This is a genomic window from Achromobacter marplatensis (assembly GCF_049060505.1).
Taxonomy (GTDB): Bacteria; Pseudomonadota; Gammaproteobacteria; order Burkholderiales; family Burkholderiaceae_B; genus Achromobacter; species Achromobacter marplatensis_A.
Genome location: NZ_JBMGRB010000002.1, coordinates 287,189 through 308,600 on the forward strand (window position 1 = coordinate 287,189; position 21,412 = coordinate 308,600).

Genomic DNA, 21,412 nt, shown 5'->3' on the forward strand with positions numbered 1-21,412 from the left:
TACCGCACCCCGGAGCTCCTGTTTTGAATCACATTTACCGCCTGGTATGGAACCGCAGCTTATGCGTCTGGCAGGCCGCGTCGGAACTGGCATCGCAATCGCGCGGCGGACAGTCGCCGGCCGGGGGCTGTGTAACGGGGCGCCGGCCCCGCTATGCGACACAGCTGGCGCTTACGATCGGCCTGTCCGCGTTAAGTGCGGCGGTTCAGGCCGCCTGCACGGAATTGGGCACCAGCGTGGTTTGCATAGGGGAAGCCGACCCCGCGGCGCCGAGCTTCTCCAGCGGCGCAAACGGCCTCATCGTCGACGTGGCGCCGGACGCATCGTTGGGGGTCTTGCTGAATAACGGCGGCGCGGCGATGGCGCTAACCGGCGACAATGTGGCATTGACCAACGCAGGCAGGATCGACTCCAACCTGCTCGGCCGCCCCACTCTGCCTTCGGCCGGGCTGACAGTCGGTAATGGCGCCGCCAGCATCCAGCGCATCGTCAACACGAGCAGCGGAACCATCGCGGGCACCGCAGGCGGCTACGTGGCCCTCCCCGACTTGAATGGCATGGCGATGGCCGTCCAGAACGTCAGCGGCGGCGTCAGCTATCTTAGTAATGCCGGCATGATACGCAGCGCCCCGATTTCGAGCCTGCAGATCGATGGCCCGGACCTGCCCGTCGTGGCCGCCTTTGGCGGCGGCAGGGTCGAATTCGTCAATCAGGGCACGATTACGGGCCGCGTCGCGTTCGAGGCCCCCGCGCTCGTCCAGACCGGAAACCGCTTTACCAATGCCGGGCTTATCGTTGGCAGCGTGTCGCTGGGCCAGGGCCGAGAGAACACCTTTACCGCCGTGACCGGCGGCACCGTCATAGCCGGACAGCACTCCGCCACGGCAGACCTTACCGTTACCGGCATGGCGGGCCTGCGCTTTGCGCCACCGGGCAAGATCGATGGCGGCGCGGGCGGCAACAACACGCTGGTTCTGCAAAACGTATTGCCGGCGGGTACGGGGAGTGGCACGAACGGCACGGGCAGCGCCTCGGGCGACACCTACATCAATTTCCAGCAATTGCAGATCAACAGCGGCACCTGGACGCTGACTGACGCGCCGCTGACCGACGGCGGCGCGATCAGCCTGAATGGCGGCTTAGCGAATCTTATGAATGGCGCGGTGCTTGGCACGGGCTCCATTACCGCACGCGGCGGTAGCCTCTCCGCCGCCGACGACGGCCTGACGGTGGCCAATCACATCGAACTCGTGCCCATCGACGCGGCCACGGGCGGACTGCTGGCAACCGGCGCCCGCCCCTTCACCCTGTCGGGCGACCTGTCGGGAACGGGCGGCCTGGCCGTGGCAAGCGGCAGCACGCTTACGCTGCGCGGCATGAACGCCTATGTCGGCGGCACCACCGTCAACGCCGGAGCCACCCTGCACGGTGACGCCGCCAGCTTGCAAGGCGACATCGCCAACAATGGCACGCTGGCGTTCGCGCAGGACACCAGCGGCACCTATGCCGGCGTCCTCTCCGGCACGGGAGTCCTTAGCAAATCCGGCGTGGGCACGCTGATGCTTGCTGGCGCGAATACCCATACCGGTGAAACCCGCGTCACCGCCGGCACGCTGGCAATCCGCGCGGGAGGCAGTCTGGCCTCGTCGATCACCAACCTGGCATCTGGCACGACACTGGATCTGAGCGCTGCGGGGAACCAGACGCTGCCGGCGCTGCTGGGCGCGGGCAACGTCATCCTGGGCGCCAATACGTTGACGCTGAACAGCAGCACCAGCAACACCTTCCAGGGCGTCATTTCCGGCACGGGCGGGCTGGTCAAGGCAGGCACCGGCACGCAGACGCTGACTGGCGCGAATCCGTTCGAGGGCGGTCTTACGATCAATGGCGGCACCCTGGCTTTGGGATTGGGAGCCAGCCTGAGCGCAAACGCGCCTATCACGGTCAACGCCGGCGGCGCGTTAAACCTGTCCGCCAGCGTCAACCATGCGTTTCAAACGCTGAACGGCAACGGCGGAGAGGTGACTCTTGGCGCCACGACGCTGACCTTGCAGACGGGCGCTTACGCCGGAAGGATCGCGGGCACCGGCGGCCTGGACAAGTATGGAATGGGCACGCTGGCGCTAAACGGCGTCAATAGCTATACCGGCAACACCCAGGTGATGGGGGGTTTGCTGCAGATCGGCGCCGACGCCTCGCACGCCACGGCGCGCGTCAATGGCGATATCACCGTGAACAACCAGGCCACGCTGGGCGGTTTTGGTCAAGTCAATGGTGACGTCACCGTCACGGCGGGCGGCCGCCTGGCGCCGGGTACTCCGGGCGGCGTGTTTACGGTTAACGGCGACCTCACCTTGGGGGCTTCCAGCCTGGTCGACTTCAGCCTGGGCGCGTCCGGCGCCAGCCATAGCGTGACGGTCAACGGCGACCTGCGCCTGAACGGCAGCCAGCTAAACATACAGAATGCCGGCGGTTTCGGCATCGGGGTGTATCGGCTATTCGACTATACCGGCTTGCTGTCCACGTCCGGCGCCGGCCTCGCCGGGCCTGCGGACATGTCCATTCAGTACCTTGCCGGATCGATCAACCTGGTCAACACCGCAGGCGCGGAACTGAATTTCTGGAACGCCAATGGATTGGCCAGCCCCAGCCAGATGGGCGGCGGCTCGGGCATATGGTCGTTGACCGGCGCCAACTGGACAAACGACGTTGGCGCCGTGACAGCGCCTCGCCAGCCCGCCGACGCTTTTGCGATTTTCGGCGGCGCCGCAGGCACTGTGACGGTCAATGCGACGCCAGGAGCGGTATCCGCCGTTGGCATACAGTTTGCCAGCGACGGCTATCGGCTGGACGGCGACGCGCTGACGCTGGGGGGCCTCCCGTCCACGCCGCTGGGCGAAGTGCGTGTCGGCGATGGCAGCCCGGCCTCTGCATCATGGACGGCCACCATCGACAACGTGCTGACCGGCAACGGTATCAACAAGACGGGGCTGGGCACGCTGGTGCTTAACGGCGCCAACGCCTACACGCTGGCCACGCGCCTGACCCTGGGCACGCTTTCGGTGTCCACCGACGGCAACCTCGGTGCCTCCACGGCCGGCCTGGAGTTTCAGGGCGGCACGCTACGCGTGACCGGCACGGGATTCCAGAGCACGGGCCGCGGCATGACGCTGGGCGCCGCGGGCGGCGGTCTTGACATTGCCGACGCCGGCAACACCTTCACGGTCGCACAGGCGCTTTCCGGCGAAGGCGGTTTGGCCAAATTGGGCGCTGGCACCCTCGTGCTGACCGGCGACAACACCTATCTGGGCGGCACCTCGGTCCGGGCCGGCACGCTGCAAGTGGGCAATGGCGCCGGCTCGGGCAGCATCGCCGGCAACGCCGATCTTTCCGCCGGGGCGGTGCTCGCCTTCAAGCGCGCCGACCGCGTGGTATTCGCGGGCAACCTCAGCGGAGCAGGCGAACTACGCCAGGCGGGCATGGGCACGCTGGTGCTAACGGGCCAGAACACACACACCGGCGTGACCACGATCGACTCAGGCACGCTGCAGGTCGGCGACGGCGGGGCTGCCGGTTCGATCCTCGGCGATATCGTCAACCAGGGCAGCCTGATCTTCAACCGCTCGGACGACTCCACCTACGCCGGCGCGCTTTCCGGCGCCGGCGCCACGACCAAGCTCGGCGCGGGCGCCCTGCTCATGACGGGCGACAGCAGCGCTTATACCGGCACGACACAGTTGGCCGCCGGCACCCTGCAGGTCGACGGCAAGCTCGGTGGCCAGCTCCAGGCCGCAGCGGGCACGACCCTCACGGGCATCGGCACCTTGAACAGCGTGACCATCGGATCCGGCGCCGCGCTGTCGCCCGGTAATGCCGCCCAACCTTTCGGCCAGATGCAGCTGCGGGGCGACCTGACATTCCAGCCGGGCGCCACCTATCGCGTCGCGTCGACCGCCGGCGGGCAGAATAGCGGCGTGCATGTGGCGGGCACGGCCACGCTGTCAGGTTCAGTCGTGCAGATGGCCCGAAACGGCAACTATGCCCCGTCGACGACCTACACCATCCTGAGCGCCGACAATGGCGTGCTGGGGCGTTTTGACGCGGTGTCCAGCAACCTGGCTTTCCTGACGCCGTCGCTGTCATACGGCAGCCACCGCGTCGATCTGACGGTGAACTTGAAGGAAGTGCCCGACGACGGTGGCACGCGCCCGATCCAGTTCGCCGACGCCGCCGACACGGGCAACCAGCGCGCCGTCGCCGGGGCGCTGCAAAGCCTGCCCACGAACAGCGCGCTCTACCAGCATGTGCTGAACCTGCCCGACGGCGCGCCGCCTGCGGCCTACAACGCCCTCTCCGGCGAACCGCACGCCAGCGCGATCTCGGCGCTGCAAGGATTGACCAGCACCTTCAGCCAGGCGCCCATCACGCGCCTGCGCGCCAATCTCGATGCGGGCTGGCTGCCCGGCGCGCCTACCGCCCAGCTTGGTCTGGGCGATGCGGCCGCGCTGCCGCGGACGGCCGCCCAGCCGTTGTGGACACAGGTATCGGGCAACTGGACCACGCTGGGTGGCGACGGCAATACGGCCAAAACGACCCTCTCCGACGCCGGCATCACCATCGGCGGGGACCACGCCGTCGGCGCCGGCTGGCGCCTGGGCGGCGCGTTAGGCTACAACGACGGCCGCAGCCGAACCGCCGACCGCGCCTCCAGCACCGAAGTCGACAGCTACAGCATCGCCGTCTACGGTGGCAAGGCGTTCGACGCGGGCGCGGGCAAGGTCAATTTAACGCTGGGTGCGGCCTACACCTGGAGCGATCTGGACACGCAGCGCAACACCGCCGCTGCGGGGCTCGACCAGACGCTGAAGGCCAGCTACAGCGCCAGCACCAGCCAGTTCTTCACCGAACTGGGCTACGCCGCAGCGGTAAATGACCATCTCACCCTGGAGCCTTTTGTCGCGGCGAACTACAGCGATATGCGCACGCGAGGCTTTTCGGAATCAGGCGGCGACGCGGCGCTGCGCGGACAAAGCAGCCGCAACGACGTCACCACCACCACCCTTGGGCTGCATGCGCTGACCCGCTTCGACAGCGCGGGCGCACGCGGTTACGCGCGCGGCACGCTGGGGTGGCGCCATGCCTTCGGCGACGTCAATCCGGCTAGCGCGCTGGCCTTCGTCCAGGGCGGCGATTCGTTCACGGTGACTGGCGCGCCCGTTGCGCGGGACGCGGCCGTGGTGGAACTGGCGGTGGGCATCGAGGTCAGCAAACGCACCACGGTCGGAGTCGCTTATGGCGGGCAATTCGGCGACGGCAACCGTCAAAACACCGGCACGCTGGACGTGCGCTACCGGTTCTGATCGGGCAGGGTCGACCGGAACGGTCGGAACGGTCGGAGGCGGCCTTGTACCGCCGCCGGCCGGCTGCCCATGCCTGTTATGGGTCCACCGACTGCTGCTGGTCCAACCCGGGAAGCTGCATGCCGTCCGGTCGAGAAGCCCGCCTTAACCCCGTGGCTCGCTATGCGCCGGGCGGCGCACGCCGGCCCCGAACCGTCAATGGTTGTATCCTTTCGGCCGTTGCAATCATTCGCGAGGAAGCGCACGTGCATTGCCAAACCTGTGGGGCCGCGCATCGTGGTCGCGGCCGTCTTTGCGATGAATGCCAAAGGACCTTATCCGGCCTTTCCGAGCCCAGGAAGACGCCGGCATCGGGCGGCTTCAATGCCGACCCGGATCCCATCATTGCGCCCGGGTATCAAACTCCCCCGTCCCGCGAGGGCGGCTGGAGCCGGCCGGCGCTCGTTCGAACCAGCGTCACTCCCATTGCGTTGGGCGGCCGCGCCCTGAAGCAGTCCTGGCTGGCGGCGGCGGGCGCGGCCGGCGTATTGGCGACGCTTGGCGAAATGGCTTTCAGATGGGGCGTCTGGTGGTTCTGGCTGGTCATTCCCAGCGGATTCGCGCTCTTTATCGGTTACCGCCTGATTCGGAATGGATTTGTCCGCCTTGCCGATCTGATCAACGTCGAATCCGACCCGTCGGGGCGCGTCTACCTCACCACCTTGAGCGGAGACTGCCCGGTATGTAACGGAGAGGTCAAGCTCAAGGATGTGGGCCCCAAGCGGTCCATCAAGACGGTCATTCAATGCACGGCTGATTCGACGCATCGCTGGGAATTCGACCCCGCCCGGCTGGATAAGCTATAGGCGGCAAGCGCCTGCCGCATGCGGTTATGCCAAAATTGTCCTGCAAGCCGCCCGGGCGCCCGGCATTCCCGCACGCGCCGGGCTACAGTGCCCAAGCTCACGACCGCCTAGCCGCGGCGCCGCACGCCACCGAATCCAGGAGAATTACCGCAGTGAATGACACCCTCACCCCCGAGACTGGCATGCCCGAAGACCGAAAGGAACAAGAGGCCAGGCTTTGGCGCGATGACGGCTGGACCGCCCGGATCATCAAAAACGAGGACGATGACGGTTGGGCTGTCGAAATGACCCTGGACGGACAAGCCGAGCCAGCCCTGGTGGGCCCCTGGACCATGGGCCGTGACAAAAAGAACCCCAAGCCGCTCGACTCCCCTGCCTTCTTCACGTTGGTCAAAACCGCCAATGAAGTCCTGCGCCGCCATGAACAGCAATTGCATGCGACGCTGCACAAAAGCGTGAAGATCGACGCCGCCGCCGGCCGCCTGACCGTGAAGCTGGACATCGTGCCGGACGAAGACGAACCCTATGCCGTGCTAAGCGCCTACGACGAATTCGGCGAGCAACTGGCCCAAACCCATGTCGCGCCGACCTACAAGCTAACCGTCCAGCGCGCCTCGGACTGGGCCAGCGGGGGTTTCGGCAAGCACGGCTGACATGCCGGCCTGACGCAGACGGGCATGGCCGGCGATGGATCTTTCAACCTCTCAAGGAGACCGACCATGCCAATGTTCGTAACGATCGGATATGGTGACCAGGCGGGCTACGACCGCACGCCGGCCGCCCTTCGCGATGCTGCCCATGCCCACGACGCCGCGCTGCAGAAAAGCGGCGTGCTGATGGGCATTGCAGGCCAGCCCGTGCAGGTGCGCAATCCCGAGGCCGCCGGGGTGGAAACCACGCATCAACCCTTCATGAAATCGCCCATGCCGGTGGCGGGCTTTGCCCTCATCGAAGCTGCCAATCTGGCCGAGGCGATAGACATGGTGTCGCGAACCCCCTGCGCGGTCGCGCACGGTGTCGTTGAGGTCTGGCCGCTGCAACAGCCGTAGCGGATCAGCCTGCCGCCGCCTGCAAACGCAACCATTGCGCCACCGCCTGGACGGGCGCCGAAGGCGGTCGATCAGCGTGCCTGGCCAAATGGTAGGTGTGCCCCTCGATCGCGGGTCCAAAGGGCTGCACCAGATGACCCGCTTCCAGTTCGTCGGCGATCAGCGCCAGGCTGACCAGCGCGATGCCATGGCCTGCCACGGCCGCCTGTATGGCATGGCCTTCGTCGGAAAATCGAAGTTGACCCGCTTCTGGCGGCAGGGGCCGCCCTGCGACCGCGAACCAACGTTCCCAGGTGGGGTTGTCCGGCAAGGGACGTTTCCAGTCGAAACGGATCAACGGCACGCGAGCCAGGTCGTCCGCCGACACGACACCCAGACGCGGATTGGCCACGGGCGCGAACCGATCGGTGAACAGGGGCTCGGTGACCAAGCCGGGATACGGCCCACGGCCATAACGAATCGCGATGTCAACCGCCGTCGATCGCAGGTCGACGAGGTCGTCGCTTGCCTGCAATTGCAAGTCGATGCCGGGATGCCGGCTGCGGAAATCGCTCATGCGCGGCACCAGCCATTTCACGGTAAAGGCATTCGTCGCCGAGATACTGACCTGACTGCGCGTTGGCTGTTGCATCAACCGGGCCAGCGTCGCCTCGAACGCGTCGAACCCGTCGCGCAGCACCGGGTACAGCTGCGCGCCCGCGTCGCTTAGCGACACCTTGCGCACCTGGCGATCAAACAGAACCCGCCCGATCTGCGCCTCCAGCGCGCGGATCTGGTGGCTGACGGCGGTCGGCGTTACCGCCAGCTCGCTGGCCGCGGCCTTGAAACTGCCCAGGCGCGCGGCGGCCTCGAAAGCCCGAAGCGCAGAGAGCGGAAGAAATCGGCGTTGCATCGACAGCCCCGGCATATAGATGAGATATTCTCTTCTTATAGCTGACAAATGAACCTTTGTCAGCCGCCCTGCGTATTCCTACATTAGCGGCACGGATCGGCGATTTACCGCCGGTCATCCAACCCACGATAAGTGAAGGAATTCGCATCATGCTAGAACGTGTCATCACCCAACCCGACAATTACGCCCCTTTCCTGCTGTCGCAAGGCATCCGTTTCGGCGACCTGCTCTTTATCTCGGGCCAGGCAGGCGCGGCCGATGACGGAAAGATCGTCGAAGGCGGCTTTCTCGCCCAGGGCGAGCAAGCCTTCTCGAATTTGCGCCGCGCGCTGGAAGCCGGCGGCTCCAGCCTGAATGACGTCATCAAGGTCACCATCTTCGTGACGGATATGGGGCATTTCCAGGACGTGGTGGCGCTGCGTCGCCGCTTCTTTTCAGCCCCCTACCCGGCCGACACGATTGCGGAGATCAAGGCGCTGTACGACCCCGCCGCAATGATCGAGATCGAAGCGATCGCTGCCGTGCGCCAAGCGGAGGACCGTTGACATGCGCACGCAAATCGATCGTCCGGCGGGCGATGCGCAGACCGCGCACGCCAGATTGTTCGCGCCGCTGCGGCTGGGACAGGAACTGCACTTGCCCAACCGTCTGGCGGTGGCACCCATGACCCGGGTCAGCGCCACGGCGGATGGCCGCGCCACGGCGCTGATGGCCGATTACTACGAAGCCTTCGCGGCGGGCGGCTTCGGCATGGTGATCACGGAAGGCATCTACACGGACAAGGCCCATGCGCAGGGCTACCTTTTCCAGCCTGGCTTGGCCGACGACGGGCAACGCGATGCGTGGCAAACCGTGGTGGACCGGGTGCATCGCCACGGCGGCCGCATTGTGGCGCAACTGATGCATGCTGGCGCGCTGTCGCAAGGCAATCCCCATCGAGGCGCGACAAAAGGGCCTTCGGCCGTGCTGCCGCGCGGGCAGCAGATGGCCTTCTATCGGGGCGAAGGACCTTACCGCATGCCCGACGCCATGTCCGCCGACGACATCGCCGAAACCATCGACGGCTTTGCGCACGCCGCGCGTCGGGCCCAGGAGGCCGGATTCGACGGTGTTGAAATACATGGCGCCAACGGGTATCTGCTGGATCAGTTCCTTACGGCCCACACCAACCTGCGCCACGACCGCTACGGCGGCAACCTGGACAACCGCCTGCGTCTGACGGTGGACGTCATCCAGGCGGTGCGACGCGCGACGTCGGCACATTTCGTGGTGGGCGTGCGCGTCTCGCAGGGCAAGGTCAACGACTTCACGCACAAATGGGCGGGTGGCGAGGCCGACGCGGCACAGATCTTCGGCACGCTCGGCAAGCAGCCTGTCGACTACCTTCACACCACCGAATTCGAGGCCTGGCGTCCCGCCTTCGGCACGGCCGGCCCCAGCCTGGCCGCGTTGGCGAAGCGACACGTTTCAGTGCCGGTGTTGGCGAACGGGTCGCTGCATGACGCGGGGCAGGCGGACGGGATGATCGCCAGGCAAGAGGCGGACTTTGTCTCACTAGGCCGTGGCGCGCTCACGCATGCCGATTGGCCGGCAAGACTGCACGCCGGTAAAGCGCATGAATCATTCGACCGGGGATTGCTGGCGCCGATCGCGGACCTTGCCAGCGCGGTTCGTCACCGCGCCGCATAAGGTCCATCCCGCGCGTGCCTTGCTATTTCGGGTAGGCCGCCGACATGGCTTTGAGTTGCGCGCAGGTCTTTTCCTTGTCCGCCGTGCTCAGCCCACCCAGTTGTCCGCGGGCCTTGGTGTATGACTGCGAGAAGGCGGTGTCGAAGTCCGTGGCGGTCATGCCATGGGCGCCTGCCGCGGTCTTTTGCTGTTGCTTCATCTGTTCCAGCTGCGCGGCCGTGTAGGCATTGCAATACTCGGCGGCGGCATGCATCTGGCCGCTCAACGCAGCCATGTTCGGCATTTGCCCCGGCGCGGCCTGCTGCGCGAGGGTGGCGCCGCTGCTCAAAGTCAGCGCGGCAGCCATCAAGAAGGCCTTACGGCGACGGGAAACAACAGCGCAAGCTTGCTTGAGAATCGGCAATTCAGGTCTCCAATGCGTTAAAGAGATCAGGTTTGCAGGCATCTGGTCTGCCCGCCGCCCATCGTGGCCGCCCGGCAATCTTGCCGTCGCGGCAGCGAAGGCAATATGCCCTATTTGGTGTTAGCCGCCGATGAATCTATGTAACCGTAAGCTTCAACGGCCCCATCGACGAATAGCCGATACTGAGTCCGGCGCTTACCGCGGGGCGGTGGTTCAGCCGTAGTCCGTTAACCGGTCGGCCACGCCAGCATCGCCGCGTCGATGATCATGTTGAGTTTCCTGGGCGAGGCGCCGTCACGTGCCTGGATGGAAAGCCCTTCAAGAACCGTGGTGTAAAAGGCGGCAAGCTGATCGACGTCTGCCGAAGCCAACAGGTCTCCTTGCGCAATGCCCTGCGCAAGGCGATCCCTTAGCATCGTTTCTCCCGCCAGTCGGTTGTCGGCAAGAAACGCGCGGACGCTCTCGTTTTCAGGCGCCCCGAGCAACGATGACAACACAATCATGCAACCTCGCGGCCCTTCATCTACCGCATAGGCGCTGGCATTCGACCGCAACATGGTTTCGACCGCTTCGCGGGCGGTTCGCGCTTCGCTAAGGCTCTGTGACGTCGCCCGTCCTTCGACGCGGTCATACAGTTCGACCGCCTCTCGAAAGATCTCTTCCTTGCAGCCAAAGGTCGAATAGAGGCTGGGCTTGTTGACGCCCATGGCGCTGACCAGATCCTGGACCGACGTGCCCTCATAGCCTTGCGTCCAGAATGTCCGCATGGCGGCAAGCAATGCCTCGTCTCTATCGAAGGCTCTCGGGCGCCCGATTTTGGCGGCTGGCGCCGACGGGGATTTCCTGCCTGGGCTCATGATTCAATCATCCGCAAACCCGCTACCCCGACCCCGATCAGCCCCAGGAACACCACCTTGGCCAACGACATGGGCTCGCCCAGCATCACTGTTCCGAAGACCGCCACACCGAAAACGCCGATCCCCACCCAAATGGCATACGCGGTGCCTACCGGCAGATCCTTCAGCGCCAACCCGAGTAGAACGAGGCTAAGCATCGCCACGCTGATACCGATCAGGCTCGGCCAGAATTTCGTCAATCCGTCTGCCTGTTTAAACGCCAACGCCCAGACGATTTCAAGCAGGCCAGCCAGAATCAATAGTCCCCATGCCATTCACGTTCTCACTTTTCCTTGTCTGCGATAGCGTCAACGTCGCCCCACGGCGTCCGCTGGCGATGCTATGCCGTGAAGCCTCCGTCAATGGCAAGCGATGCGCCGGTGATGAATCGGCTGTCCGGCCCCGCAAGGTATCCGACGGCGGCCGCGATCTCATCTGGCGTGGCATAGCGCTTGACCGCCATGAGTTCCAATTCCGCGGCGACCATCGGGCCGTCGGCGGGATTCATATCGGTGTCGGTCGATCCCGGATCGACAATATTCACCGTGATGCCACGGCTGCCGACCTCGCGCGCCAAGCCTTTGGTGAACCCGATCAGCGCGGATTTGCTCATCGCATAGAGGGTCACCCCCCCATAGGGCACGCGCTGGGCAAAACATGAGCCGATGGAAATAATGCGCCCGCCCGAACCCATGTAGGCCAGCGCGGCTTGCGAGGCCACGAAGACCGCCCTTGCGTGGATCGCCAACGTGTCGTCGATCTCTTCGAGCGTGACGCCTTCGATGGGACCTGCAGGGAATACGCCGGCACTATTGACAAGGATGTCCAGCGCGCCCAGTTCCCGGGCGGTCTGCGCGACGGCCGCTTGGACGGCGGCCGGATCGCGGCTGTCCGCCGTGATGGCCAAGGCCCTGCCGCCGGTCGCGGCCAGTTCGCGGGCAAGGTCTTGTGCCGCCTGATCCGACTTGGCGTAGGTGAAGGCAACATCAGCCCCCCGTTGGGCAAGCCGCCGGACGATGGCCGCGCCGATGCCCCGTGTCCCCCCGGTGACGAGGGCGACCTTTCCTTTGAATTCCATGTTGGCGGTTCCTTTTATACCGTTCGGTTAAAAAGACTACGCGAACTGGAATTCCCGGTCAAGGCTTGTTGAACGCACCTGTTGGACGGGGCGGCGCCGCATGCGTCACAAGAATGTTGAAACGTCGCTTGGCCGTCCAAACAGATAGCCTTGAAAGGCGGAACAACCCGCCCCTTTCAAGTACGTCAATTGCTCTGCCGTTTCGACGCCTTCGGCGACCACATCCACATCCAGCGCCTGAGCCAACATAAGGATGGCCCCGACAATACCCTGGTCCTTTTTGCTCACGGCAACGTCATCAATAAAGGTCTTGTCGATCTTGATTTGAGACACCGACAAATTCCTCAAATAGCACATGGACGAAAAGCCGGTGCCGAAGTCGTCTACCGCGATACCCACGCCCGCCTCGCGGATCCGTTGAAACCCCTTCTGTTGGCGGCTCGCTTTTGAATCCAGGAACACGTTCTCCGTCACTTCCAAAATCAGCCGGCCCGGCGCAATGCCATACCTTTGCACCAGATGCACGACATCATCAACGAAATCCGGTTCGCGGAATTGATGCGCGCTGACATTGACGCTCAATGTCCATTCGGAGGCCGTGGGGATCCTGGACCACTTCTTCAGTTGCTGACAGCCCTCGCGTAGCGCCCAGGCGCCCATGTAGACAATGGCTCCGCTGCGCTCGGCAAGCGGCACGAATTGCGCAGGCGGAATCTGGCCGTACTCCGCCGAGCTCCAGCGCATCAGTGCCTCCATGCCGGTGATTTTCAATGCGGCGTCGACAATGGGTTGGTATTGCAGAAACAACTCCCCGCGCGCTGTGGCATTGGCCAACGCATCGTGCAGCGAAAGGTTGGCCTTGTTAGAAGCGTGTTGTCTCATGACGTCTTCCATGTCCCGTGGACGAGGCCAGATTAGGGCAATGCGTCAACCGCGTCTTGCCATTCCGCGCCAAACGAAAAATGGCTTTCGGTCACGCGAAAACCGGCGTGTCGGCACGCCAATTCTGGCCTATTGACAAGGGTAGGCGCGATCTGAATACTCCAGCCGCGTTAGACAACGCAACGCGTAATCAGCGCAAAGGAATTACCCCAAAATGGCATACCCCAAATACCCGAAGCGTTTCCGCAGCGGGTTATCCCGCTGCTTGGCAGCGGCCCTGCTGACGGTGGTCAGCGTAACGGGTCTGCCGGCCACGGCATGGGCCGATAGCGCCCAGCAAATTCGCCAGGACTCCGCCAAAGCCCTTCAACATCTTTATGCGGTGGAGCCCAGCACGAAAGAACTGGGCGCAAAAGCCGTGGCGGTTCTGGTCTTTCCCAAGATCTACAAAGCGGGCCTCATCGTAGGGGGCGAGCACGGGCAAGGCACGTTATTCAAGGGCAAGGAACCCGTGGCTTATTACGATATTTCCGCCATGTCGCTGGGCTTGCAGGCCGGCGCCCAGACCTTTGGCTATGCGTTGTTTTTCATGAACCAGAAATCGCTGAACTATCTGGACCAAAGCGACGGCTGGGCGCTGGGCAGCGGCCCCAGCCTCGTGCTGTGGGATAAATCCACCGCATCGAGTCTGTCCACCACGACCTTGACGCAAGACGTTTTCGCCGTGCCGTTTGGCGCCCAGGGCCTGATGGCCGGCATGGGCCTTGAGGGCTCGAAGATCAGCAATATCAAGCCCTGACGCACTCCGTAAACCGCTTGACCCCGAGCCGGGATCGCCACAAATGTCTCATCATTCGCGGCGATTTGTCTCATCAGAAAGATTCTGGCGTCGGTTCGCGAAAGCCGCGGTGTAAATTCGGCCACGAATTCACGTCAAGCGGGCAGTTCAAGTCTCTGTGTCTGAAGCCATTTCGCATTCCATGCCATCCATCAAACTTCGCAGTTTTTTGCAGATGGCGCCTTACCTGGCGAGCCGGGGCGTATCCGCCCTTGAGTTTTTCAAACGCCTTGGCATCTCGCCGAACGTATTCCAAACGCCTGATATCTGGCTTCCGCGCCCCATGTGCTTTCGCATTTCAAACGAAATGGCCAGCATCGCGCAGGACCCGTTCGGCGGCGCCCATGTCGGCCAGCTGACGGAATTGCGCTCTCTGGGGGCCTGGGGATCCATGGTGTTGAACTCGGTCAATATCGCGCAGGCCTGCGCCAGGGCCGCCACGCACGCGGAGTTGCTGCACCAGGGCGGGAAAATCCACATCGTCACCGAAGGCCGCAGCACAAGGCTTATTCACAGTTTCACCGGACAACTCGAAGCCGATCCCCGCCAATTCATACTCGGGAGCTTGGCCGTGCTTCGAAAAATACCGCTTATGTCGGGCGACGCCTCGACCATACGCGTACACCTGAAGGCGACCCGGGCAAAGGGCGACGACGCGCTTGAAGCATGCTTGGGCCCGAACATCGTACTGGGCGCCGACTATGACATGATCGAATTCGACCGGGATTTGCTCGACAGCCCCTTGCTTGCGGTGAAGGACGATGCCCGCAAGATCACGACGGCATTGCAGTCTACGGTCGACACGGCAGGCCTGCTTATCGAACGCCTGTCCGATCAGGAAAGCGCCAAGCTCACCTCGATCGCCCGCGAAATCGGAATGTCGGCGCGCACCCTTCAGCGGCGCTTGAAATCCAGCGGCGTTGATTTTGAAGCGCTGCATGACGAGACCCGTCGAAGCGAAGCGCTTCGGCTCATTGGCATGCGCAAATACTCCGCCACTGAAATCGCGTATATGGTCGGCTACAGCGACCCCGCGCATTTCACCCGCGCGTTCAAGCGCTGGACCGGACAGGCCCCTTCGCGGTTCCGGGCGCTGCTACACAACAGCGCCTGACCCGATGCAGACCGTGTTGAACGCCCCTGGATCCGCCCGTTCATCATTGGCATGAAATGGCAAGCCTGCCACGCGACGCTCTTGTACAGTCCGCTTCGGCAAACTCCCCCTGCCTGGGCACGCCGCCCACCCACGACGCCGGCGTGCTGGAAGTGGAATCAGATCGATATTATTGAAGGACGTCAATGTCATATTCATCGGCCTCATGCGTCGCCGCCCTGGCGATAGCAGTTCTTGGCACCGCGAATGCGCAGTCTTCCCCGGATACGGGAACCGTGGTCGGGGTGGGTAATTTCATCCGGGCCGAGACTGACCTATATATGGCAAAGATCGTGGCCGACGGCAGTTTCGGGCGGTTCGTCCATACCCGAGAGCCCGTGTCCGTCGACGCGCAGAATGTCATCCGCATGAATCGGGACACGCTGTATTCAGGCGCGGTATTCGATCTGGACGCTGGCGCCGTCACAATCACCTTGCCCGAAGCCGGCAAGCGGTTCATGTCGATGCAACTTGTCAGCCAAGACCACTATGTGCCGGCCGTTTTTTACGGCGCTGGCAAGCACACGCTGACCAAAGAGGCGATCGGCACTCGCTATGTCTTTGTTGCGATCCGCACGCTGGTCGCCCCCGCCGACGCGAAAGATATCCAGCAGGTGCATGCGCTTCAAGACGCCATCACCGTCAGCCAGGCCCGGGTGGGAGCATTCGTCGTGCCGAAATGGGACCAGGCAAGCCAGAAGACGGTGCGCGATGCGCTGCTTGTCCTGGGGGCTACCATCCCCAACTACAACCAGGCTTTCGGCACGAAGGACACCGTCGACCCCATCCAGCACCTGATCGGCACGGCGACGGGCTGGGGTGGAAATCCGGCCAAGGACGCCATGTATCTGGGCTGGACGGCCCCGGACAATGACGGACGCGCCGTGTACCGGCTTAAAGTCGGCCAAGTGCCGGTCAACAGTTTCTGGTCCGTAATCGTCTACAACGCCCAAGGCTATTTCCAGAAGAATCCTTATAACGCTTACTCGTTGAATAGCCTGACGGCGGAAAAAAGCGCCGATGGCTCCATCGCCATCCAGTTTGGCGGCTGCGACGGCAAGATTGCAAATTGCCTGCCCACCATGCCCGGTTGGAACTACACCGTCAGGTTGTATCAGCCCCGCGAAGAGATCCTGAATGGCAGTTGGCGCTTTCCTGAGCCGCAGCGCGTCGCGCAATAGTCTCAGGGCCTGCGACTTGGGGTAAAACGTCGGCATGACCCGCGCTGAAACGTTCATTTCCACCCACGCCATCGCGCACTCGCTTCGCGACGAGTACTGGCGCGAGGTCACGCGCCCTTTCTGCGATACAACGCTGCTTGCCCCCGACAAGGGGGCAACTTTGGAGGGCACCATGCGGATTCGCCATCTGGGCGGATTGACGCTGGGTTCCACGACCTTCAATGCGCAGCGCTACAAGCGGGATCCCGCCACGATTGCCCGTAGCGGGCTGGACCACTATCTGGTCCACGTCTTGGTCGCGGGTTCCATTCACGGTGATTTTGACGACCGTGACGTCGTGGCCGGTCCGGGTGGGATTTGCTTCATCGACCTTGCCCGTCCCTACCAATGCCGGGTGGACGCCGGAGAACGCCTGGCCATGACGATTCCTCGCGCCAGTATCGATAAGGTATTGGGGGCCCGCGATATCCACGGTCTGGTGCTTAAGGCCGGCAATCCGATGACTCGCCTGCTGAAGGACTACCTTTGCGGGTTCCACGCCGTGTCGGGGCAGCTCTCCACCAGCGAAGACGTGGCGGCGCTAGAGGCCCTGAACGCCCTGCTTTCCGCAGGCCTGGTGAACGCGACGCCTATTCAACATGGCCCGGATTCCTTATTGGGCCAGGCATTGCGCGCGCGGGTCCTGGACTATATCGATCAGCACCTCGCGCAGCCCGAGCTAAGCCCCGAACAACTTATGCAACGATTCCGCGTGTCGCGCGCCCACCTATACCGCGTCTTTGCCGAGCTGGGCGGAATCGCCCACATCATCAAGTGCAAACGCCTTGATGCGGCCTATGCCCGCATTGTCGACCCCCGTCATGCCTGGCATCCGGTGGGCCAAGTCGCCGCGCATTTCGGTTTTCGGGACATGGCGCGGTTTCGCAAGGCGTTCATCGCGCGTTTCGGCGTGGCCCCGGACGAGGCCAGCGAGAAATGCCGCCTGACCGCGCCTTCGACCGGCGGCGACAACGTGCTGTCGAGCCATTTTTCCGCGCACGATCATGGCCGCGGTCATGGCTCGCGGGCGGCATAGCCGCCGTGCAACTTCAGAACCGGTAGGAAAGGCCCAGGATGGGTCCCTGCTGGACGACGTTGTAGACGAAGCCATTGCGGTTGTAGTTGACGCCAAGCGCCCGGTAGCCCAGCACCGCCGAGAAATTGGATTCGAACTGATAGGCCAGCGCGGCCGTCACATCCCAATCAAGCCGGGCCTGCCCCGCGCCGACGACTCCCCAGCCGGTCAGATACCAGTGTTCATTCAGCGCATATTGCCCGCGCAGCCCCGCCACCGCATCGATCCATGTGGCGCTGTCGCGTTCGCTGCGGCCGTCGAGCACGCCGCCTTTCAAGGATAATTTGGTGCTTGCGTGCCAGAGCCGCCCGCCTCCAATCACGTCAAGATGGCCATTGTCGCCCTCAAGCACGCTGTAGCCGGCGCCAAAGAACCCCGAGAAGGAGGTGGTCGTGATGTCGACGCGCCTGCTAAGCACGCCATACTGCGTGTCGCCCCCTGCCGAGAGCTTCCCATACATCACATCGCCGATCAGGCTGAATCGTTCGTAGCGCGCGTCGATGGCGCCCATGAAAGCCAGATCAAGCTCGCTAAGAATGTCGTTGAAACTGGAATCCAGCCTGGCCGGCGCTTGCCCGAATTGCCCGACTTTCCCTTTGATACCGGACGCCCAGGCATAGGGGCTTGCCGTGATACGCCACTGCGCGGACGAGTCGGCCTGCTTTTGCATCAACGGGCTGATCGCCAAGCCATCCTGGGCAATGGCCACCTGGGATATGCCGAATACCGCGCTGACGGCAATCAGGGGGAAAGCAAAGAATTTCATGGTTTCTCGACGGAACGGCGGCGTTGACGGGCGCGCGGATGGCGTTGTCACTGACCGGAAAGCGCCGCTTCCTCGGCCGCGCAGTCCATGCCCGGGGCGGCATGCCGCGCCATGGCCGCCTGGACTTCTTTGCGCGCGGCAGCAACATCGGCGACAAATTCGGGGTTGTTTTGCAGCAAGGCAACGGTCGCCGCGCCCATCGTGCGCCCCGCGTCCACATCGCTTTGCCAATGCGCGTTGCAGATGACCCGGCTTTGTCCAAACTCCAGTCCGCGCCGCAATAGGCGGTTGGCGCGTTCGGGGTTGATTTCGGCCAGGACAAGCGCCCATGCCCAGCCCGCCGCCGTATGGCCCGAGGGGTACGAGCCGTCCGAGCGCAGCAACGTTTCTTGCTCGGGGAAACATGTGCCTTCGTGATGGACAGCGAACGGGCGCACACGGTGATAGGCGTTCTTCACGCCATAAGTGGAAAGCCCCGCGTCGGTAAGGACCTTTTGCATCAGCTTATACAGGTGCGGCGTCCGCGCGTCGGAGATATCGACACCCATGGCGCACGAGAAACGCTTGGCGGGCTGCGGAAATTGCAGGTCTGCATCCAGACGCGCCAACTGCGCACGGGCCGAACCCCGCAACGGAATCGTTGCCGTCCTGGCCTCTTCGTCGCGCGCCAATGCGGCGCTGGCCGCGGCTGGCGGCGGCCCAAGCAGATCCAGGCTATTGGGCAAGTCTTCCTTGGGCAGGTAGCCCGGGGCCAGGTCGAAGTGCGGATCCGTGACTGCCGGATCCGACCCATCGCCCGCCGCGGCGGCCATCGCGTTGCTTATGCCAAGAGAAACAAAAAGAACGCGGATTGCCTTGCGACGTAGCTTTGAATACATGGGTGATCGTTACCGTCGGTCGAATTGCAGGACGCGCCACGCCCCACGCCAGCCATTCTGGCACCGCGGCGGGAGTGAAAGCGTTGGCGAATTTACACTGAACGCCCACGCAGAAAACGGCAAAACGGCAACCTGAGACAGAACGGCATGATTAATGGGACATTGCACTTGGCGCAGGGTCCGTCCGCTTCTGCATTGCCGTGATCGACGCGATCAACGCGCATGTTTTTCCGCTTGCCAGATTGCGGCGGCACCATGCAAAACCGCCCAGTCCGTCAGGGCTGGGCGGTTTTCATTTCCGACGGAACGAAGCCGGACTCAATGACCCGTGGAGTCACCCTGCCGACTGGCTTCGAACAGGAACCAGGTGCGCCGTTCGGTTTCGTCGATCCAGTTTTCGATGAGACTGGAACTGGCAATGTCGCGGTGTTCGTCGGTGATGTTGTGGGCCTCGCGCAGCGCGGCGGCCAGCACCTTATTGTCTTCGCGCAATTCGGCCAGCATATCCAACGGCTGCACGTAGTCGGCATCGTTGTCCGAAATACGCTGCATGCGCGAGATATGCCCGATCGAACGCAGCGTCGTGCCGCCGATCTTGCGGATGCGTTCCGCGATGGGGTCGGTCATGGCGAACAGCTGGTCGCCTTGTTCGTCAAGCAGCAGGTGGTAATCGCGGAAGTGCGGTCCGCTTACGTGCCAGTGGAAATTCTTGGTTTTCAGATACAGCGCGAACACGTCGGCCAGTAGCTGGTTCAGCGCGGCGGAGATGTCGCGGGTGGCGGCCGCCGCCAGGTCGGTAGGCGTTGCCAGCGGAAGCTTGCGGCGCTCTTTCAGCGTCTTGATGGTCTTCTCATTCAGTTTCTTGGCCATAAAATGCCGCTCCTTGGAATGATAGAAAGTACGCAGTCGCGGCATGGACGGAACCGTGCGCGATACCCAAGGGTAATCCCGCAAATCGGCTTTGCCAATGGCCGCGCTCAACTGGCGGCAAGCTGAACGCCGGACGGTGCCGTCGGCTATACAACTTTCAGCGCAAACCCTGGCCCGCCAAGGGTTTGCGTGCCGCAGCCGGTTCGGCGATCAGGCCACGCAGGGCCTGAGGCCGGCGCCAAGGAGTATGCTACGCGCCTTCGTATCAGCCAGATTGACACCATCGCTATGCGCGGCAATCCCGACGCCAGACAAGGCGCCATCGCGTTGCACGGGTTCTACTTCCTGTATTACGGCCTGCAGGGCGTCAGCATCCCGTTCTTGCCCTTGTGGTTCGCCGGCCGCGGCGTGGATCCCGCCGTCATCGGGCTGATCGTCGCCACCTCCTTCCTGCCCAAGATTTTGTCCACGCCGGTCGTTGCCCACGTGGCCGACCAGAGCGGCCGCGCGCACGCGCTGATCGCCGCGGCGCTGGCAGCGTCGCTTGTGCTGTTCTTCTGTTATCCGTTCTCGCAGACGTCCGGCGGGATGTTCGCCATCACGCTGCTGTTGAACGCCGTCTTCCCCGCCGTGCTGCCGCTGATGGACCGGATGGCCATATCGAGCGGCCGGGCGCAGGGTCATTCCTACACCATGATCCGGGCTTGCGGCTCGCTGGGGTTCGCGGCCATCACCGTCGTCGGCGGCTACCTGATCAAGACCTTCGACACCGACTGGGTGATGTGGCTGTCGATCCTGTTGATCATCGCCTGTCTGGCTTGCGTGCGGCTACTGCCGCAGGCCGCGCGCCCCGCCGCCGGCGAGGCGCCCGCCGACCGCGTGCGGCTGCCCATGCTGGCGGTCCTGCGCGACCGGCCGCTTGTGATGTGCATCGCGGCGGCGTCGCTGGTCCAGGCCAGCAACGGCTTCCTCTATTCCTATTCCACGCTTTACTGGACCGCAAGCGGCCTGTCGACCGCGCTGATCTCTCTGTTGTGGGTGGTGGGCGTCGGCAGCGAAGTGCTGTTTTTTTTCCTGGCGCCCAAGGTGCTGGCCCGGACCGGGGCGCAGTGGCTGATTCTGGCATCGGCGGTCATGACGGTCATCCGCTGGGCAGGCCTGTCGGCCACGACGGACCCGGCATTGATCGCCGGGCTGCAGCTGCTGCAGTGCTTTACCCTGGCCGGCAACAACGCCGCCATCATGTGGTACATCACGCGCCACGTGCCCGCCGCATGCAAGACATCGGCGATCGCGCTATACGCGATGCTGTCGGGTGGCGTGTTCATGTTCGCCAGCATCCAGCTGGGCGGCGCGCTGTACCGCAGCTACGCGCCCGGCGGCTTCATGGTGATGGCCGCGTGTGCGTTGTGCGCGGTGCCGCTGGTGCTGTATTCGGAGAAGCGCCGGCCACGCGCATCGTAGGATGGGTGAAGCGCGAGAATTCTTGCCGAAGAACCCCGCCGCCCAAAACGCGTA

At 63.7% G+C, this 21,412-nt stretch carries 20 protein-coding genes; 11 read left to right on the top strand and 9 right to left on the bottom strand.

Translation table 11 applies throughout. The features are described 5' to 3' along the window. Positions 1 to 23: 23 nt before the first annotated feature. The 4 genes from ACI0FO_RS06080 (at position 24) to ACI0FO_RS06095 (ending at position 7,254) form a co-directional block, all read left to right on the top strand. Complete coding sequence (locus ACI0FO_RS06080; protein ID WP_416024967.1) at positions 24 to 5,360, top strand: autotransporter domain-containing protein; 5,337 nt, start codon at positions 24 to 26, stop codon at positions 5,358 to 5,360. Positions 5,361 to 5,512: 152 nt separating this feature from the next. Further along, the gene (locus ACI0FO_RS06085) at positions 5,513 to 6,205 is read left to right on the top strand and encodes a hypothetical protein (RefSeq protein ID WP_416024969.1); all 693 of its coding nucleotides are present in this window, start codon (positions 5,513 to 5,515) and stop codon (positions 6,203 to 6,205) included. Positions 6,206 to 6,357: 152 nt separating this feature from the next. Further along, positions 6,358 to 6,858, top strand: coding sequence for a hypothetical protein (locus ACI0FO_RS06090; RefSeq protein WP_416024971.1), 501 nt, complete (start codon positions 6,358 to 6,360; stop codon positions 6,856 to 6,858). A 66-nt stretch (positions 6,859 to 6,924) separates the two neighbouring features. Then, positions 6,925 to 7,254 (top strand): YciI family protein, encoded by a 330-nt coding sequence (locus tag ACI0FO_RS06095; protein ID WP_416024973.1) that lies wholly within the window; start codon positions 6,925 to 6,927, stop codon positions 7,252 to 7,254. 4 nt (positions 7,255 to 7,258) lie between these two features. Here ACI0FO_RS06095 and ACI0FO_RS06100 read toward each other — a convergent pair whose 3' ends face one another. Continuing rightward, on the bottom strand, positions 7,259 to 8,146 hold the full coding sequence (locus ACI0FO_RS06100) for a LysR substrate-binding domain-containing protein (RefSeq protein ID WP_416024975.1): 888 nt from the start codon (positions 8,144 to 8,146) through the stop codon (positions 7,259 to 7,261). A gap of 149 nt (positions 8,147 to 8,295) precedes the next feature. On the opposite strand from ACI0FO_RS06100, the gene ACI0FO_RS06105 reads away from it, so the two are divergent. Both ACI0FO_RS06105 and ACI0FO_RS06110 read left to right on the top strand, forming a co-directional pair. Further along, positions 8,296 to 8,691, top strand: a complete 396-nt coding sequence (locus tag ACI0FO_RS06105; protein WP_416024977.1) for a RidA family protein — start codon at positions 8,296 to 8,298, stop codon at positions 8,689 to 8,691. A gap of 1 nt (position 8,692) precedes the next feature. Continuing rightward, entirely contained in the window at positions 8,693 to 9,835 is a 1,143-nt protein-coding gene (locus ACI0FO_RS06110; protein ID WP_416024979.1) for an NADH:flavin oxidoreductase, read from the top strand. 22 nt (positions 9,836 to 9,857) lie between these two features. On the opposite strand, the gene ACI0FO_RS06115 is transcribed toward ACI0FO_RS06110, so the two are convergent. From ACI0FO_RS06115 to ACI0FO_RS06135, 5 genes are all read right to left on the bottom strand, one after another. Next, a complete protein-coding gene (locus ACI0FO_RS06115) occupies positions 9,858 to 10,280 on the bottom strand; it encodes a hypothetical protein (protein ID WP_416024981.1) in 423 nt (140 codons plus the stop codon). 185 nt (positions 10,281 to 10,465) lie between these two features. Continuing rightward, a complete protein-coding gene (locus ACI0FO_RS06120; RefSeq protein ID WP_416024983.1) occupies positions 10,466 to 11,017 on the bottom strand; it encodes a TetR/AcrR family transcriptional regulator in 552 nt (183 codons plus the stop codon). 74 nt (positions 11,018 to 11,091) lie between these two features. After that, on the bottom strand, positions 11,092 to 11,409 hold the full coding sequence (locus ACI0FO_RS06125) for a DMT family transporter (RefSeq protein ID WP_416024985.1): 318 nt from the start codon (positions 11,407 to 11,409) through the stop codon (positions 11,092 to 11,094). A gap of 65 nt (positions 11,410 to 11,474) precedes the next feature. After that, positions 11,475 to 12,212, bottom strand: coding sequence for an SDR family oxidoreductase (locus tag ACI0FO_RS06130; RefSeq protein WP_416024986.1), 738 nt, complete (start codon positions 12,210 to 12,212; stop codon positions 11,475 to 11,477). Between the two features lie 105 nt (positions 12,213 to 12,317). Continuing rightward, complete coding sequence (locus ACI0FO_RS06135; RefSeq protein WP_416024988.1) at positions 12,318 to 13,094, bottom strand: putative bifunctional diguanylate cyclase/phosphodiesterase; 777 nt, start codon at positions 13,092 to 13,094, stop codon at positions 12,318 to 12,320. A gap of 214 nt (positions 13,095 to 13,308) precedes the next feature. On the opposite strand from ACI0FO_RS06135, the gene ACI0FO_RS06140 reads away from it, so the two are divergent. The 4 genes from ACI0FO_RS06140 to ACI0FO_RS06155 all read left to right on the top strand — a co-directional run bounded on the left by ACI0FO_RS06140 (position 13,309) and on the right by ACI0FO_RS06155 (position 17,341). Continuing rightward, positions 13,309 to 13,893, top strand: a complete 585-nt coding sequence (locus ACI0FO_RS06140; protein WP_416024990.1) for a YSC84-related protein — start codon at positions 13,309 to 13,311, stop codon at positions 13,891 to 13,893. 181 nt (positions 13,894 to 14,074) lie between these two features. Continuing rightward, positions 14,075 to 15,046 (top strand): AraC family transcriptional regulator, encoded by a 972-nt coding sequence (locus ACI0FO_RS06145; protein WP_416024991.1) that lies wholly within the window; start codon positions 14,075 to 14,077, stop codon positions 15,044 to 15,046. Positions 15,047 to 15,366: 320 nt separating this feature from the next. Further along, complete coding sequence (locus tag ACI0FO_RS06150; RefSeq protein ID WP_416024993.1) at positions 15,367 to 16,266, top strand: DUF1214 domain-containing protein; 900 nt, start codon at positions 15,367 to 15,369, stop codon at positions 16,264 to 16,266. A 34-nt stretch (positions 16,267 to 16,300) separates the two neighbouring features. After that, positions 16,301 to 17,341 (top strand): helix-turn-helix domain-containing protein, encoded by a 1,041-nt coding sequence (locus ACI0FO_RS06155; protein ID WP_416024995.1) that lies wholly within the window; start codon positions 16,301 to 16,303, stop codon positions 17,339 to 17,341. Positions 17,342 to 17,354: 13 nt separating this feature from the next. Here the strand turns inward: ACI0FO_RS06155 and ACI0FO_RS06160 are convergent, their stop codons facing one another. The 3 genes from ACI0FO_RS06160 to ACI0FO_RS06170 form a co-directional block, all read right to left on the bottom strand. Continuing rightward, on the bottom strand, positions 17,355 to 18,146 hold the full coding sequence (locus tag ACI0FO_RS06160) for a hypothetical protein (protein WP_416024997.1): 792 nt from the start codon (positions 18,144 to 18,146) through the stop codon (positions 17,355 to 17,357). A gap of 47 nt (positions 18,147 to 18,193) precedes the next feature. Then, the gene (locus ACI0FO_RS06165; protein WP_416024998.1) at positions 18,194 to 18,958 is read right to left on the bottom strand and encodes an acid phosphatase; all 765 of its coding nucleotides are present in this window, start codon (positions 18,956 to 18,958) and stop codon (positions 18,194 to 18,196) included. Positions 18,959 to 19,342: 384 nt separating this feature from the next. Further along, a complete protein-coding gene (locus tag ACI0FO_RS06170) occupies positions 19,343 to 19,894 on the bottom strand; it encodes a Dps family protein (protein ID WP_169270342.1) in 552 nt (183 codons plus the stop codon). A 288-nt stretch (positions 19,895 to 20,182) separates the two neighbouring features. On the opposite strand from ACI0FO_RS06170, the gene ACI0FO_RS06175 reads away from it, so the two are divergent. Continuing rightward, positions 20,183 to 21,358, top strand: coding sequence for an MFS transporter (locus ACI0FO_RS06175; protein ID WP_416025001.1), 1,176 nt, complete (start codon positions 20,183 to 20,185; stop codon positions 21,356 to 21,358). The last annotated feature ends 54 nt before the right edge of the window (positions 21,359 to 21,412 follow it).